The organism is Kribbella sindirgiensis, from assembly GCF_004331435.1.
Lineage (GTDB): Bacteria > Actinomycetota > Actinomycetes > Propionibacteriales > Kribbellaceae > Kribbella > Kribbella sindirgiensis.
Genome location: NZ_SJKA01000011.1, coordinates 176,061 through 190,584, shown reverse-complemented (window position 1 = coordinate 190,584; position 14,524 = coordinate 176,061). Strand labels below are relative to the sequence as shown.

Here is a 14,524-nt window from a genome sequence, read left to right as displayed (position 1 = left end):
GGCGGGATGAGTGAGCTGCGGATCGTGCCGGTCGGGGACGACCAGACGCTGCTGGACTGGCAGCTGGTGCACAACGAGATCATCCCGACGGCGGCGCTGTCGGTCGAGGAGATTCGGGAGCGGGTCAAGCGGAACGTACTCGAGGTCGCCTACGACGGCGACGTGCTCGTCGGGTGCTCCACGGTCCGGCCTCCATCGCAGGAGACTCCGGCCGCGGTGGTGATCGCTCGCGTGCTCCCGGCGTATCGCCGTCGTGGGTTCGGTACGGCGATCTACGAGCACTGCTTGCGCCGCGGGCGGGAGCTGGGCGACCGCATCGAGACGCATATTCTCGCCAGCAACCAGGACGGCGTACGGTTCGCGAAGGCACACGGGTTCGTCGAGGTGGAAACCTACCTACTGCCGGGCGACACGATTCCGTTCATCGAACTACGGCTGGGTGAGTGACGATGCGTTTCTCGATCAATATCCCGAACTTCGGCGACTTCGCCGACGCCCACACGGTCGTGCGGGTGGCGAAGGCCGCCGAGGACGCCGGCTGGGACGGCCTGTTCTTCTGGGACCACGTGGTGCACAGCAAGGAGCGGCGCCGCGGCCAGCCGTTCGGCGACCCGTGGATGCTGATGACGGCCGCCGCGCTGGCGACGTCGCGGATCAAGCTCGGTCCGCTGGTCACGCCGGTCGCCCGGCGGCGGCCCGAGCAGCTCGCGCGGCAGGTCGCCACGCTCGACGGCCTGAGCGGCGGCCGGGTGATCTTCGGCGCCGGGCTCGGTGGGCCGATCGACGACGAGTTCGGGAGCTTCGGTGACGAGACCGACCCGAAGGTGCTGGCCTCGAAGCTGGACGAGGGCCTCGACCTGCTGACGGCGTACTGGTCCGGTGAGCGGGTGGACCACGCGGGCGAGCACTACCGCGCCGACGACGTCGAGTTGCTGCCGGCAACGGTCCAGCGCCCGCGGCCGCCGGTCTGGATCGCCGGCTACTGGCCCCGGAAGGCCCCGATGCGCCGTGCCGCGCGCTGGGACGGCGCCGTACCGCTGTTCAAGACCGCCAACCACGGCGAAGCGCCGCCGGTGGACGAGCTCCGCGACCTGGTCACGTTCATCAACGACCAGCGCAAGGACGAAAGCACGCCGTACGACGTGATTATGGGCGGCATCAGCCCGGCCGACCCCGCCCGCTCCCGTGCCCTCGTCGAACCACTTGCCGAGGCGGGCGCCACCTGGTGGGACGAACGCCAGCTCATCACCGGCACCGACTTCTACCGCCTGGACCCCGTTCTGCGCCGCATCGAGCAAGGACCGCCCCGCCTCGGATAGGGCGGCGTTGAGCCGCGAGCGGCCAATTAAGCTGGCGGGCATGAGCGACGAGCATCAGTCCTGCTGTGCGCCTGCCAGGACCGGGGTCCCGCTGGACCTGACGGTCCGGTCCGCCGTGCCTGCCGGGCTCGGGGACCACCGGATCGAGCAGATCATGCTCAGTGGCGGCTCGTTCGCGATGGGTAACAGCAACGGGGACGAGAACGCCGCCGACGGCGAGACGCCGGTGCATCAGGTCGAGCTCGCGCCGTTCAGTATCGACGCGACCAGCGTGACGAACGCCGACTTCGCCCGCTTCGCCGACGCGACCGGTTACCGGACCGAGGCCGAGACCTTCGGGTACTCCGCGGTGTTCCATCTCGCCCTGGCCGCGGAACCGGACGAGGTGATGGGACCCGCGTCCGGTACCCCGTGGTGGGTCGGTGTGCGCCATGCGGACTGGCGGCACCCCGGCGGCTCGCGGTCGGATCTCGACGGGCTCGACGACCATCCCGTCGTCCATGTGAGCTGGCACGACGCGGTCGCTTACAGCAAGTGGGCAGGGCGACGACTGCCGACCGAGGCCGAGTGGGAGTTTGCCGCCCGCGGCGGTCTCGAAGACGCCCGGTACCCGTGGGGTGACGATCTGATCGACGACCCGACCGATGGCCGGTGGCGGTGCAACATCTGGCAGGGCGAGTTCCCGCGGACGAACACCGAGGAGGACGGCTACCTCACCACTGCCCCGGTCCGCACCTTCCAGCCGAACGGCTACGGACTGTGGCAGATGGTCGGCAACGTCTGGGAGTGGTGCGCGGACTGGTTCGGCCCGCGCTACTACAAGTTCTCCCCCGCCGAGAACCCGCCCGGCCCGTCGCTCGGCGCGGCCCGGGTGATGCGCGGCGGTTCGTACCTCTGCCACGACTCGTACTGCAACCGCTACCGCAACGCCGCCCGCTCGTCGAACACGCCGGAGTCGTCGATGGGCAACGCCGGCTTCCGCACCGTCAGTTTGTAACCGCCGGGACCTTGTCGGCCGCCCGCAACCCAGGCGTTGTGCCGGCGACCGCAGCGACGGCGACGACGCACAGCAGCGCGCCCGAGGCGAGCGACGCGACCGGCGACGTCAACTGTGCGACGACGCCACCGCGGAGGTTGCCGAGATCGGGACCAGCCTGACCGACGATCTGCTCGGCAGCACTGACTCGGCCGAGCAGTTCGGGCGGCGTGTGCAGCTGGACGATCGTGCTGCGGGAGACAACCGCGACGGTATCCGCGGCACCGGCGAACGCGAGGCACATCAGCGCCAGCCAGGCGGCCGGCGAGAACGCGAACAGCAGCAGCGCGATCCCCCACCCGGCCGAACCGCACAGCATCACCAGCCCGTGCCGCGGCAACCGGGTGAACGATCCGGAGAACAGCGACGCGGCGACTCCGCCGACAGCGATCGCGGTCAGGAACAGCCCGAGTGTCCGCGGATTGTTCCCGAACCGCTCGGCATTGATCACCGGGAACAAGCTGATCGGCATCGAGAGCACGGTCGCGGCCAGGTCGGTGATCAACGCGCCCCGGATCACCGGTGTCGCGACGACGAACGTCAACCCGTCCCAGACCCCGCGCAACCCCGGTTTCGCAAAACCCTCGATCGTCATCCGCGGCAGCCCGAGTACGCCGTACAGCGCCGCGAGGAAGCTGAGCGCGTCGACGAGGTAACAGACGCCAACGCCCCAGGTCCCGACGATCACGCCACCGAGCGCCGGCCCGAGCAGCATCGCGCCCTGGAAGCCGATCCGGTTGAGCGCGATCCCCGCGGCCAGCTGATCACGCGACAGCAACTGCGGCAGCACGGTCCGCGCCACCGGGCCGGCCGTCGCGCCGAAGGCCGACTGTACGGCGACCAGCGCCAGGAGCACCCCCACCGGGACTCGACCGGTCACGAGCTGGCTGGCCATCACGGTTGCGGTCAGCAACTGACCGATCGTGGTGATCAGGTAGATCTTGCGCCGTTCGAGCCGGTCGACGAGCGTGCCCGCGAACAGGCCGAGCACGATCAGCGGCAACGCCTGCGCCAGGCCGACCGCGCCCGTCCAGGCCGGGCTCGCGGTCTGGTCCCAGACCTGGAACATCACCGCGACGAAGGTCAGCTGACCGCCGAACCCCGACAGCACCTGCCCGATCCACAACCGCCGGTACGTCGGGACCTTCAACGGCCCGAGGTCGATGAAGGCGCGCTTCACTGCAGCTTCTCCGCGATCCGGTCGTGGAAGCTCTTGCGAGCGAGTGCTTCCTCGACGTCGCGGACGACCTGAGACATCGGGTACGGCAGTTCGGCCTCGAGTTCGGCGATCGCGGCCTCGGTCGCCCGCCATTCGGCGGCGAGCAGTTCGACGAGCTTCTTGGACTTGGCGGTGAGCGTGACCTGCTTGCTGCGCGCGTCCGCACCCGGCACGGTCCGGACCAGGCCGGCGGCGCGCATCGCGGCCACCTTCTGGCTGAGCGCCGAGTGCGTCCGCCCGATCGCGTCGGCCAGCTCGGTGATCGTCATCGGCCCTTTGAGGTGCAGCTGGAGCAGCTCCCGCACCCACGTCGGCTTCAGCCCTTTGACGTCCCGATCGGTGTAGATCTGCCCGATCTCGGCGTCCAGCCGTGCCAGCAAATCGTGCAACGGCCGCCACAAACTCTGCTCGGTGGGATCCTCCATGCGCCGATCATAACAGCACTTATATAAGTGCTGTTATATCTGGTCGGTGCCAGATCACGGCGCACTGGCTCCCCACCCGCACGAAGCGGCCCTCCGGGAACACCGCGCCGTACGCCTTCTCGAAGCCGGCGCGGCTCAGGTACCGGTCGGAGACGCGATGGTCGAGCCAGTCTCCGGTCGACAGGCCGAAGATCTCCCAGGCGTGCGGGTTGCGATGGATCAGGTTGCGGGCGAGCTTGCGGACCTCGCCGCCGTACAGCCACCAGCGCGGGTTCGCGGGACGTGGCGACACCGTGTCGGCGAGGGCCGCGCAGCCGCCGACCGCGACGAGCGAGCGGATATGCCGCAGTACGGCGGGGAGGTCGGCGACGTGATGCAGAGTGGCCGAGGTGGTGACGAAGTCGTACTGGCCCGACAGTTCGAGGATGCCGGACTCGAGATAGGTGATGTTCGAGCGCGGCCGCTTGCGACGGGCGAGGCGGATCATCGGACCGGACAGATCGATCGCGTCGACCTGGTCGAAGTAGTCCGCGAGGACGACGGCGTGCCGGCCGGCACCGCAACCGAGATCGACGGCTCGGCGGCGACGGTCGGGGAGGACGGTCGGGAGCCAGTCGGCGACGTGGTCGGCGGTCAGTTCGCCGAGCCGGTCATATCGCTCCGCCAGGTGATCGAAGGACTGGTCGCGCTCCATGGTGGTTGGATGCGGTACGGCGCGAAATGGTTGAGATCCAGGCCGCGGCGAGACCGGCGGCGAGGAGGCTGATCGCGGCGACGGTCGCGAAGCCGTAGCGGGTGTCGGAGTGGCCGGTGACGACCGAGGCGATCAGCATCACGACGATCGTCGCGGCGAGGCCGTACCCGTTGGCCAGCCCGAACGCGTGCCCGACCCGCGACTCGTCCACCGAGGTCATCAGCAACGAACGTGTCGCGATCCGCGCCTGCCCGAACAGGAAGGCGCCCAGCGGTACGAGCATCATCAGCACCGGGAGGCCGAACAGCGGCTGCAGCGCGAACAACGCCGTACAGACGACGAATCCGCCGACCGCGAGCTTCAGGTCGCCGAGACGTGCCGCGGATCGGCGGTAGACGGCCGCGGCGAGCAGGAAACCGGCTCCGCCCAGCGCATCGACGACACCGAGGACAGCCGGACCGCGATGCCACTCTCCGATCAACAGCACCGGAAGCAACGCGTTGAAAACCGTCACAACCACGAGCCCCTGCCCGAAGAGCAAGGCCAGCGGGATCACTCTCGCGGCGGTGGGCCGCGCGGCGCGGGTCGTTTCCTGCGGCAACTCGACGGTGCGGCTCCTCGTTCCGACCGCGAACACCAGTACGGCGGAGAGCGCGAACGTGAGCGCGTTGAAGGTGAAGAGTGGCTTCGGACCGAAGTACTGGAGCGCGATGCCACCGACGGCGGCGGACAGGAGCATGCCGCCCTGGAGAGCGATCTCGTAGTGCGCGTTGAAGCGGCGGAGTTGCGTGGTGGGGACTCGTTCGCGGGTCAGTGCGGCACTGGCCGGCGTGAACTGGGCGGCGATGACCGCGAGAGCGAAGTTGGTCGCGTACACGAGCGGCTGGTGGGACACGCCGAGCGCCAGGCCGACCGGAAGCGCGAGGGCGGCCGCCGCGCTCATCAGGTCGCAGATGATCCACAGGCGGCGCCGGTCGAAGCGGTCCGCGAGGCGACCGAAGTACGGCGAAAGGACGGCCTGCGGTACGGCGACGGCGATGAAGAGCCAGCCGACGTCGAGCATCGAGCCCTGCGCGCGAACCAGCAGCAGCGCGGCACCGAGGAGCTGGATGTTGTTGCCGAGGGACGTGATGAAGGCTGCGGGCAGCAGCAGTCGGGGTCGTGAGGTCACTCGGTCAACAGTGACACCGAACCCTGACAATCCATGGCAGCGTTTATTTCCGCTACTCCAGTTGCGGAAATAGTGCTACGGCTCTGTACTACCGGCTCCTGATCACCGGTGAGCCGATCGATCCCGCCTACGTGAGGGCGCTGGTGCACAGCATCCTCGGACCGGAGCAGTCATGAAGAAGTTCCTCATTGCCCTCGGCACCGTTCTCGTCGTCGTGGCCGGCTGGACGATCTACACGGTCGCCCGCGCGCTAGCCAAATGACGGGCTGGTGGCCTGCGGGACAAGGAGTTTCGCAGGCGTAGTCAGGCCGACGGACCAGAGATCGAGGGTGTTACTGGAGTTCCTGAGCGGGTAGAGCAGAGTGTTGTTGCCCTGCCAGACGGGTTGGTCGTCCACCGGACGGGAGTCGGGCGGATGGTTGACTTGCCGGGTGTCCAGGTCCAGGACGGCGAGACGCCAGACTCCGGTGGAAACCTTTTGTTTGTAGGCGATGCGGCGGCCGTCGGGTGAGAGCGACGGGCATTCGACGTTCTCGGCGATCGCGGTCCCGCGGTACGCGCGGTAGTCGGCCTCGATCAGGTACGTCGTCCCCTTGCTCGCCATCGTCACGTAGAAACGGTTGCCGTCGGCAGCGAACGTGATCCCCCAGTAGTTCACGTCCGAGGCGAAGTACCGCTTCCCGTCGACGAACACCGCGAGCTCCTCGATCGTCTTCACGAGCCGTCCGGTGGCGACCTCGTACAGCCCGGTGCGGGTCGAGAAGCCCGTGGCGGCGTACGAGTCGCCGGTGACGAACAGCGTCCAGTTCACGAACCGCCCGTCCGGCGACACCCGGGCCCTGCTCGGCGTACCGGGGAGCGTCTCGCGGTGGCGTTCGCGGAGGTTCGCGTCCAGGACGATCAGGTCCGTCATCGCGGGGAGCGAGCCGGCCTTCAACCGCAGGCAGATCGCCGTACCGCGGGCCGCAGCGAAGCGGTCGCAGTGCAGCTCCCCCACGCGCCGGGCAGCGCCTGGATCGGCCACTGGTACGGCGGCCAGCTTGCCGGAATCCGGTCCGTCGGCGAGGTTGCGGAAGAACAGCGTCTGACCGTCGAACCGCATCGGCTGCCCCGTGACAACCGGTACGGCGTTCTCGGTCGCGACGGTCGCGTCGGTCGCGCGCGCGTGCGCGACGTAGGTGATCGCGCCGCCGAGGAGTGCGAGGACCCCGAGCGCGGAACAGAAGAGCTTGGGCGTCATCGGCGTACCTCCAAGGGTTTGAAGACGGCGGCGGCGATCGTGACCGCGAGAAGAGCGAGGGTGAAGGCGAGGAGTGCCGGTTTGAGGTCCCAAAGGGTCCACAGCAGACCGACCGTGACGGCCGCGGCCATGCGGGCGAGCGCCTGGCCGGTCTGCAGTACGGCGAGACCGGTCGCGCGGAGGTCCTCGGGCAGGAGCGGGCCGACGGCGGCTGGGAGTACGCCGTCGGTGGCCGCGTAGAAGGCACCGTGGAGAGCAAGGACCAGCCACCAGGCGCCAACCGGGCCACAGACGACCAGGAGCGCGACAACGAGCGCGAGATGCCCGCCGACGAAGACCTTCCAACGCCCGACCCGATCACCGAGCCGACCGAGCGGGATGGCAAGCAGCAGAAACGTTCCCGCAGTCCCCAACGGCAGCAGCGGAAACAGACTGGTCGCGATGTCCCACCGCCGCTGCACGGCCAGGTAGACGAACGAGTCCGTGATGGTGAACAACCCCAAGCCTGCCGCCCAAACACAACACCTCCGAAACCCCGAATCCTTCAACAACCCCACCGCTGAAGCTCGTACGACGAAGGCCGAGGACGGGGTGTGGTTCTGGACGACGGTGGCGAGCAGGATTACTGCACAGGTGGCGAGGGCGAAGCTGGTGACGAAGACTGAGTTGTAGTCGTTGAGGCTGGCCCACAACACGAGCGTCGCCACCAGCGGGCCGAGGAAGGCGCCGATCGTGTCGAGCGCTCGATGGACACCGAACGAGCGCCCCATCGTGGCCGGATCACTGCTCAACGAGATGAGAGCGTCACGCGGTGCGGTCCGGATCCCCTTGCCGGCGCGGTCGATCGCGAGGACCGCGCCGATCGCCGGCACCGTAGATCCAGCAGCCAGGAAACCCAGCTTCGAGATCGCCGAGAGCGCGTAGCCGACCCCGGCGACGGTCTTCAACCGTCGCCAGCGGTCGGCCACGTGTCCGCCGACCAGCCGCAGTACGGCGGTCGCTCCGGCGTACAGGCCGTCGAGCAGACCGAACTGCAGCGGGTTCAGCCCGAGCCCGAACACGAGGTACAGCGGCAACACAGCGGTCACCATCTCGGCCGAAACGTCGGTCACCAGGCTGACGATGCCGAGAGCAACAACGTTCCCGGGTACCCGCCGCAGCAAGGTCCGCGGCGGGCCGACGGATGCGAGGTACATCAGTGGCAGCTGTACGTCGGGCTGCTGTCCAGGACCTTGCCGTCCAGCCCGATCAGCTGCGTGGCAAAGGTGTTGTCGGTCATCGACAGCTTCAGCACACCGAAGTCCGAAATGATCTTCGCGGTCGCCGGATGCGCGGCGTGCACCGGGTACAGCGGCGCCCCGCCCATCCCGCCGATGATCTGAACCGGGCCGTTCGCGTCCTCGTCGCCGTCGGCGTTCTGCGGCACGAAGCGCTCGTAGTGGTGGTCGTGCCCGTTCAGCACCAGGTCGGTCTTCGCCGACACCAGCGTCTGCCAGAGCGAGTCGGCATCCGGGTTGTCGCCGTGGTCGCCGGAGCTGAACCGCGGGTGGTGGTAGTACGCCGCGATACAGCCCTTGGTGTTGTTCGCGAGATCCTGCTTCAGCCAGGTGAGCTGCGCCGGCTCCTGGAGTCCTTCTTCCTGGACGAAGTCGTTCGAGTCGAGCGCGACGAAATGCCAGTTCCCCTGATTCCAGCTGTAGTAGTTCTCACCCTGCGGCGTCGCGATCGCACCGAAGTAGTCGTGGTACCCCTGGTACGGCGTGTCGTCGTACGTCTCGTGGTTGCCCGGGATCGGGTGGGTGATGCTCTTGAACTTCCCCCACGTCTTCGCGTAGTAGTTCTGGAAGTCCGACAGGTGCGCGTCGTCGTACTGGTTGTCGCCCATCGTGATCACCGCGGTGGGGTTCATCGCCTGAACCAGCTGAGCGGTCTTCGGATGGATGCAGTCCGGGTCGGACGCCGTACAACGGTCCGCGATGTCACCGGCCGCCGCGAGGACGAACCCGCCGGTCCCGCCGGTCGGCGTCGTCACTGCGATCGGCTGACTCGCGGCGGACACGTTCCCGGCCAGGTCGCGGGCGCGCACCGAGTACTGGTACGCCGTGTTCGCGGTCAACCCGGTGTCGTTGTACGCCGTGCCCGCCGTCGTAGCAACCGCGGTGCCGTTACGCAGTACGTCGTACCCGCTCACGCCGATGTTGTCGGTCGAGGCGGTCCAGCTGAGCGCGACCGAGGTGGCGGTGGCGCCGGTGCTCTTCAGACCGGCCGGAACCGTCGGCGCCTGGGTGTCGCCGCTCGAGTCGGTCGTGCCGTAGACCTGCAACTCCCACAGCGAGTAGCCGTACGACGTGCCGCGCTGCGTGCCGACGACGCGGACATACCGCCCATGACCTTGCAGGCCGGTCAGATCGTCGGTCGCACCGTTGCCGTCCGCCACCGTTTTGACCGTACTGAAGGTGGTGCCGTCGTCGGAGACCTCGATCCGGTACGCCTTCGCGTACGCGGCCTCCCAGTTCAGTTTGACCCGGCCGACGGCGGCCGGCTGGCCGAGGTCGACGCGGATCCACTGCGGATCGGACCCCTCGGCGCTGGCCCAGCGGGTCGACGTACTGCCGTCGACCGCCTTTGCCGCGGTCAGGGTGTCGTCCTCGATGCTCGAGGCAATCACCGGTTTGCCCTGCGACAGCAGGGTGTCGGCGTTCATCCGGGCGTTGGCGGCGGAACCGCCGAGCGCGGCGAGCAGGCCGGCGGGGAGCACCAGCGCGAGCAGGCGCAGTTTCATGAGATACCTCCGGGGGCGCGGAGCCAGAATTGTTAGGAAGGTTACCTAACGGTTAATGGTAGGTAAAGGCCTCAATTTCGTTACATGCACTGTATGCATCAACTCTGCGCAGAAGATTCATTGGACGGATCACTCGCGGACTGGTTGGCTCGGCGGCATGGAGATGCGCACGTTGGGACGAGCAGGTATCGAGGTCAGCCCGGTCGGATTCGGGTGCTGGGCGATCGGAGGCCCGTTCAGCAACCCGGCCGGCGAACCGCTGGGCTGGGGTGTGGTCGACGACGAGGAATCGGTGCGGGCGATCCGTCGGGCGGTCGAGCTCGGCGTGACCTTCTTCGACACCGCGGACGTGTACGGCGCCGGCCACAGCGAACGCGTGCTGGGCAAGGCGCTCAGCGGGATCCGCGACCAGGTGGTCATCGCCACCAAGTGGGGCAACACCTTCGACGAGTCGACCCGGGTCATGCACCACCAGGACACGACGCCGGAGTACGTCCACAAGGCCGTACGGGCGTCGCTCGAGCGGCTCGGCACCGACTACCTGGATCTCTATCAACTGCACTTCGACACCACCGACGAGATCGCGCTGCCGTTGCGCGAGGCCTGCGAGGAACTGGTCCGCGAGGGGCTGATCCGCAGCTACGCGTGGAGCACCGACACGGTGCACAGCGCCGAGCTCTTCGCGCAGGGCGAGCACTGCGCCGCCGTCCAGCACGAAGCGAGCGTTCTGCACGACGCGCCGGAGTTCTTCGCGCTGTGCGAGCGCGAGGACCTGGCCAGCATCAACCGGACCCCGCTCGGCATGGGTATCCTCGGTCGCCGCGACGCGACCAAGCCGGCGACCGGCGCGGACATCCGCACCCTGCCGCCGTCCTGGCTGCGGTACTTCGACGAGGGCGGCGTACCGGCACCGGAATGGTGGGAGAAGGTGTCGGCGATCCGCGACGTCCTGCAGAGCGACGGGCGGACGCTCGCCCAGGGCGCCCTGGGCTGGCTGTGGGCGCGGAGCCCGCGGACGGTGCCGATCCCCGGCTTCCGGACCGTCACGCAGGCCGAGGAGAACGCCCGCGCAATGGAGTTCGGCCCGCTGTCGAACGACCAACTGCAACAGATCGCGGCACTGTTGGCCGCATAACTCCCTACTGCCGCTGCGCGCCCACTGCCACTGCTCTTGTCTCATGCCGTGTTTATCGATATACCTACTGCTGTGCGACGACGGCGAACCTCAGGCGAGTGGTTTCGTCGTGCCGCGGAGGACCAGCCGCGCGGGGACGACGAGTTCCTTCGGGTCGCCGCCGGGGCTGCCGAGCTGGGCGGTCAGGAACGCGGTCATCGCGTCGGCCATCTCGTCGTGCCCCGGGTTGACCGTGGACAGCGCCGGCACCAGGTACGCCGCCTCGTCGATATCGTCGAACCCGATCACCTGGACGTCGTCCGGCACCCGCAGTCCGGCGTCGGCGAGCGCCCTCAGCACGCCCATCGCCAGTACGTCGGTCAGCGCGAACACGGCGTCGAAGGCGATCCCGCGATCGCGCAGCGCCCGGATCCCGTCGTACCCGTCCCGCAGGCCGAACGAGCAGCGCACGTTCAGCTCCGGGTCGACCGGTATGCCGGCCTCGGTGTGGGCGAGCGCGTAGCCCTCCGCCCGGAGCGCCGGCATGGTCGCGGAGCCGGCCGGATCGCCGCCGATCATCGCGATCCGGCGCGCGCCGGTGCCGAGCAGGTGCGCGGTGGCCTGGCGGGCGCCGTCGACGTTGTCCATCATCACGTGGTCGAAGCGCGACGGCAGCGCCCGCTCCCCGATCATCACCACCGGCGCGTCGGTACGCAGCTGGTTCAGCTCGGACGGGTCGAGGTCGACCACGCTGAGGATCAGTCCGTCGTACATCCGCAGCCGCGAGAACGCGACCGCGTCCAGTTCACCTTCCCGGCTGGCGCCGGTGCGTTCGGTGACGATCCGCAGCCCGTGCGCCTCGAACCGGTCGGCCAGGCGCCCGGCCAGCTGGGCGAAGTACGGGCGCTCCAACTCCGGTACGGCGAGACCGACCACGCCGGTGCGCCCGGCGCGCAGATGCCGGGCGGCCAGGTTCACCTGGTACCCGAGCTCACCGATCGCCGCGAGCACCCGGTCACGGGTCTCCGGACCGACCCGCGGCCGGCCGTTGATCACGTTCGACACCGTCATCGTCGACACCCCGGCGAACCGGGCGACATCGGCCATCGTCACGACACTCGACGGCTTCCCCATGCGGACCACTGTAGGACCTAAAGACCCAGGAGGGCTCAATGCCTGAAGCACGCGTCGCGATCGATCTCGACGTTCCGGGACCGACCATCAGCCGGCACCTGTACGGTCACTTCGCCGAGCACCTCGGGCGGTGCATCTACGGCGGGTTCTACGTCGGCGAGGACTCGCCGATCCCGAACGAAGGCGGGATCCGGCTGGACGTCGTCGAGGCGTTGCGGGCGCTGGACATCCCGAACCTGCGCTGGCCGGGCGGCTGTTTCGCGGACGAGTACCACTGGAAGGACGGTATCGGCCCGAAGGCGGACCGGCCGTCGATGGTGAACACCCACTGGGGCAACGTCGAGGAGAACAACCACTTCGGCACCCACGAGTTCATGGCGTTGTGCGAGCTCCTGGGCGCCGCGCCGTACGTGAACGGGAATGTCGGCAGCGGGACCGTGCGGGAGATGAGCGAGTGGGTCGAGTACCTGACCCGCGACGGCGACAGCCCGATGGTGCGGCAACGCAAGGCCAACGGGCGCGACGAACCGTGGAAGGTCCCCTTCTGGGGGATCGGCAACGAGGCCTGGGGCTGCGGCGGGAACCTGCGGGCCGAGGCGTACGCCGACCTCGCGCGGCAGTACGCCACGTTCCTCAAGGACCACGGCGACAACAAGCTGTACCGGATCGCGGCCGGCGCATCGGACGACGACCTGAACTGGACCGAGGCGTTGCTGAAGTCGATCAGCTGCCTGGGCTGCGGGCGCGACCCGAAGAACATCTACCAGGCGATCTCGTTCCACTACTACACCGTCGCGGGGACGTGGGAGAACAAGGGCAGTGCGACCGAGTTCAGCCTGGAGGACTACTACCGGACGTTGTCGAAGGCGCAGGACATCGAGCGGGTCATCCGCGCGCACTCGGCGCTGATGGACGCGTACGACCCGGAGCGCAAGATCGGTCTCGTGCTGGACGAGTGGGGTACCTGGTGGGATGTGGAGCCGGGGACGAATCCCGGGTTCCTGTACCAGCAGAACGCGATGCGCGACGCGCTCGTCGCGAGCCTGCACTTCGACGTGTTCCACCGGCATGCGGAGCGGCTGGTGATGGCGAACATCGCGCAGACCGTCAACGTGCTCCAGGCGATGCTGCTCACCGACGACGACGGCGGGCTCGTGCGGACGCCGACGTACCACGTCTTCGAGATGAACAAGGGGCATCAGGACGCGACGTCGGTGCCGACGCACGTGATCGAGGGTACGACCTACGATCTCGACGGCAAGGCGATGGACCTGGTGTCGGCGTCGGCCTCGGTGAAGGACGGGCGGGCGCTGGTGTCGCTCAGCAACCTCGATCCGGACGCGGCGCTGTCCGTCGTCCTGGATCTGCGGGGTGCGTCGTCGCGGGAGTCGTCGGGACGGTTGCTGACGGCATCGAAACCGCAGGCGTACAACACGGTGGCGGATCCGGACGCGGTGGCTCCGGTCCCGCTCGAAGTGGAACCGGAGCCGCGCGGCCTCCGCGTGACGCTGCCGCCGCACTCGTTTGCGACGGTCAGCTTGGTTTTGTGACCGCGATCTGGAACTCGTGCACCCAGTTCGCCGGGTTGTCCGGGTCGAACTGCACGGTGACCTCCCGCGCGTACCCCTGGCTGCGGTAGCCGTTGTCCTCGATCCACCGGGCCAGCGTCTGCATGCTGCGGTCGGCCTCCATCATGTCGCCCTGGTGGACGATGGTGGCGGCGTTCAATGCCGGGAGTTCGGTGATGTCGACGTCGGCCGCCGTACCTGTTTCGACGGGTACGGCGGCGTGGACGCGGATCGTCTCGTTCTCGGCGTCCTCGTAGTACGCGACCGGTGAACCGCACGGGTGCAGACCGGCCGCGCCGAGGCGTTCGAAGAGCTGCCCGAACAGCGGCTGCAGCACCGGGCCGATGTCCGCACCGTCGTAACTCGGTGAGATCGCGGACAGTTCGGCGACCCGGGCCGGGGCGATGTTTTTCAGGACGACGTCGTCGGTGGGCATGTGACCTTCCCTCTCGATGAGTCGGAGCCTCGCTTCGACGCTCGTCAGCCGCGCCGCGCTGCGGGCCAGTTCGTCCTCGAGCTGGGCCTGCCGCAGCCGCAGCATGCCGCGCAGCTCTTCGGCCGACAGCTTGGCGTCGACGATCTGGCCGACCTGCTGAAGGCTGAACCCAAGGTCCTTGAGCGCGACGATCCGGTTCAGCCGGCTGAACTGGTCCGCCGAGTAGAACCGGTAGCCGGTCGCTGCGTCGACCACGGCCGGGCGGAGCAGCCCGAGCGCGTCGTAGTGGCGCAGCATCCGCGCCGACACCTGTCCGAACGCCGCGAAGTCTCCGATGGTGAACATGCAGCCACCTTCCGGCTTGACACAGTGTCAAGGTCAAGCCC

The 14,524-nt window shown here is 68.4% G+C and carries 15 protein-coding genes; 6 read left to right on the top strand and 9 right to left on the bottom strand.

Annotation, left to right across the window (positions count from 1 at the left end; all coding sequences use genetic code 11):
- Positions 1-6 precede the first annotated feature (6 nt).
- From E0H50_RS28560 to E0H50_RS28550, 3 genes are read left to right on the top strand one after another with little or no spacing between them, the layout of a single operon-like run.
- Positions 7-447, top strand: a complete 441-nt coding sequence (locus tag E0H50_RS28560; protein ID WP_131293615.1) for a GNAT family N-acetyltransferase — start codon at positions 7-9, stop codon at positions 445-447.
- A gap of 2 nt (positions 448-449) precedes the next feature.
- Positions 450-1,319: an LLM class flavin-dependent oxidoreductase gene (locus E0H50_RS28555; RefSeq protein ID WP_131293614.1), complete on the top strand. Its 870-nt coding sequence runs from the start codon at positions 450-452 to the stop codon at positions 1,317-1,319.
- A 40-nt stretch (positions 1,320-1,359) separates the two neighbouring features.
- Complete coding sequence (locus E0H50_RS28550; RefSeq protein ID WP_131293613.1) at positions 1,360-2,316, top strand: formylglycine-generating enzyme family protein; 957 nt, start codon at positions 1,360-1,362, stop codon at positions 2,314-2,316.
- Here the strand turns inward: E0H50_RS28550 and E0H50_RS28545 are convergent.
- The 4 genes from E0H50_RS28545 to E0H50_RS28530 are packed head-to-tail and all read right to left on the bottom strand — an operon-like array spanning position 2,306 to position 5,864.
- On the bottom strand, positions 2,306-3,535 hold the full coding sequence (locus E0H50_RS28545; protein ID WP_131293612.1) for an MFS transporter: 1,230 nt from the start codon (positions 3,533-3,535) through the stop codon (positions 2,306-2,308). The two genes, E0H50_RS28550 and E0H50_RS28545, sit on opposite strands and share 11 nt — an antisense overlap.
- Positions 3,532-3,999 (bottom strand): MarR family winged helix-turn-helix transcriptional regulator, encoded by a 468-nt coding sequence (locus tag E0H50_RS43535; protein ID WP_131293611.1) that lies wholly within the window; start codon positions 3,997-3,999, stop codon positions 3,532-3,534. Before E0H50_RS43535 ends, E0H50_RS28545 begins: the two co-directional genes overlap by 4 nt.
- A 19-nt stretch (positions 4,000-4,018) precedes the next feature.
- A complete protein-coding gene (locus tag E0H50_RS28535; RefSeq protein ID WP_131293610.1) occupies positions 4,019-4,693 on the bottom strand; it encodes a class I SAM-dependent methyltransferase in 675 nt (224 codons plus the stop codon).
- Positions 4,650-5,864, bottom strand: coding sequence for an MFS transporter (locus E0H50_RS28530; RefSeq protein ID WP_131293609.1), 1,215 nt, complete (start codon positions 5,862-5,864; stop codon positions 4,650-4,652). Before E0H50_RS28530 ends, E0H50_RS28535 begins: the two co-directional genes overlap by 44 nt.
- 172 nt (positions 5,865-6,036) lie before the next feature.
- On the opposite strand from E0H50_RS28530, the gene E0H50_RS43960 reads away from it, so the two are divergent.
- On the top strand, positions 6,037-6,126 hold the full coding sequence (locus E0H50_RS43960; protein WP_165547324.1) for a YdgA family protein: 90 nt from the start codon (positions 6,037-6,039) through the stop codon (positions 6,124-6,126).
- Here E0H50_RS43960 and E0H50_RS28520 read toward each other — a convergent pair.
- From E0H50_RS28520 to E0H50_RS28510, 3 genes are read right to left on the bottom strand one after another with little or no spacing between them, the layout of a single operon-like run.
- Complete coding sequence (locus E0H50_RS28520; RefSeq protein WP_131293608.1) at positions 6,115-7,104, bottom strand: TolB-like translocation protein; 990 nt, start codon at positions 7,102-7,104, stop codon at positions 6,115-6,117. The genes E0H50_RS43960 and E0H50_RS28520 overlap by 12 nt on opposite strands.
- Positions 7,101-8,300 carry an MFS transporter gene (locus tag E0H50_RS28515; protein ID WP_131293607.1) on the bottom strand — a complete coding sequence of 400 codons (1,200 nt, stop codon included), beginning with the start codon at positions 8,298-8,300 and terminating at the stop codon, positions 7,101-7,103. Before E0H50_RS28515 ends, E0H50_RS28520 begins: the two co-directional genes overlap by 4 nt.
- A complete protein-coding gene (locus E0H50_RS28510) occupies positions 8,300-9,886 on the bottom strand; it encodes a discoidin domain-containing protein (protein ID WP_131293606.1) in 1,587 nt (528 codons plus the stop codon). The genes E0H50_RS28515 and E0H50_RS28510 overlap by 1 nt, the downstream gene beginning before the upstream one ends.
- A 157-nt stretch (positions 9,887-10,043) precedes the next feature.
- Here E0H50_RS28510 and E0H50_RS28505 point away from each other — a divergent pair, with 157 nt between their 5' ends.
- On the top strand, positions 10,044-11,021 hold the full coding sequence (locus E0H50_RS28505; RefSeq protein ID WP_131293605.1) for an aldo/keto reductase: 978 nt from the start codon (positions 10,044-10,046) through the stop codon (positions 11,019-11,021).
- Positions 11,022-11,111: 90 nt separating this feature from the next.
- Here E0H50_RS28505 and E0H50_RS28500 read toward each other — a convergent pair whose 3' ends face one another.
- Positions 11,112-12,134: a LacI family DNA-binding transcriptional regulator gene (locus E0H50_RS28500; protein WP_202868368.1), complete on the bottom strand. Its 1,023-nt coding sequence runs from the start codon at positions 12,132-12,134 to the stop codon at positions 11,112-11,114.
- Positions 12,135-12,172: 38 nt separating this feature from the next.
- Between E0H50_RS28500 and E0H50_RS28495 the strand changes: the two genes are divergently transcribed.
- Positions 12,173-13,684 carry an alpha-N-arabinofuranosidase gene (locus tag E0H50_RS28495; protein ID WP_131293604.1) on the top strand — a complete coding sequence of 504 codons (1,512 nt, stop codon included), beginning with the start codon at positions 12,173-12,175 and terminating at the stop codon, positions 13,682-13,684.
- Here E0H50_RS28495 and E0H50_RS28490 read toward each other — a convergent pair.
- Positions 13,668-14,483, bottom strand: coding sequence for a MerR family transcriptional regulator (locus tag E0H50_RS28490; protein WP_131293603.1), 816 nt, complete (start codon positions 14,481-14,483; stop codon positions 13,668-13,670). The two genes, E0H50_RS28495 and E0H50_RS28490, sit on opposite strands and share 17 nt — an antisense overlap.
- Between the last annotated feature and the right edge of the window lie 41 nt (positions 14,484-14,524).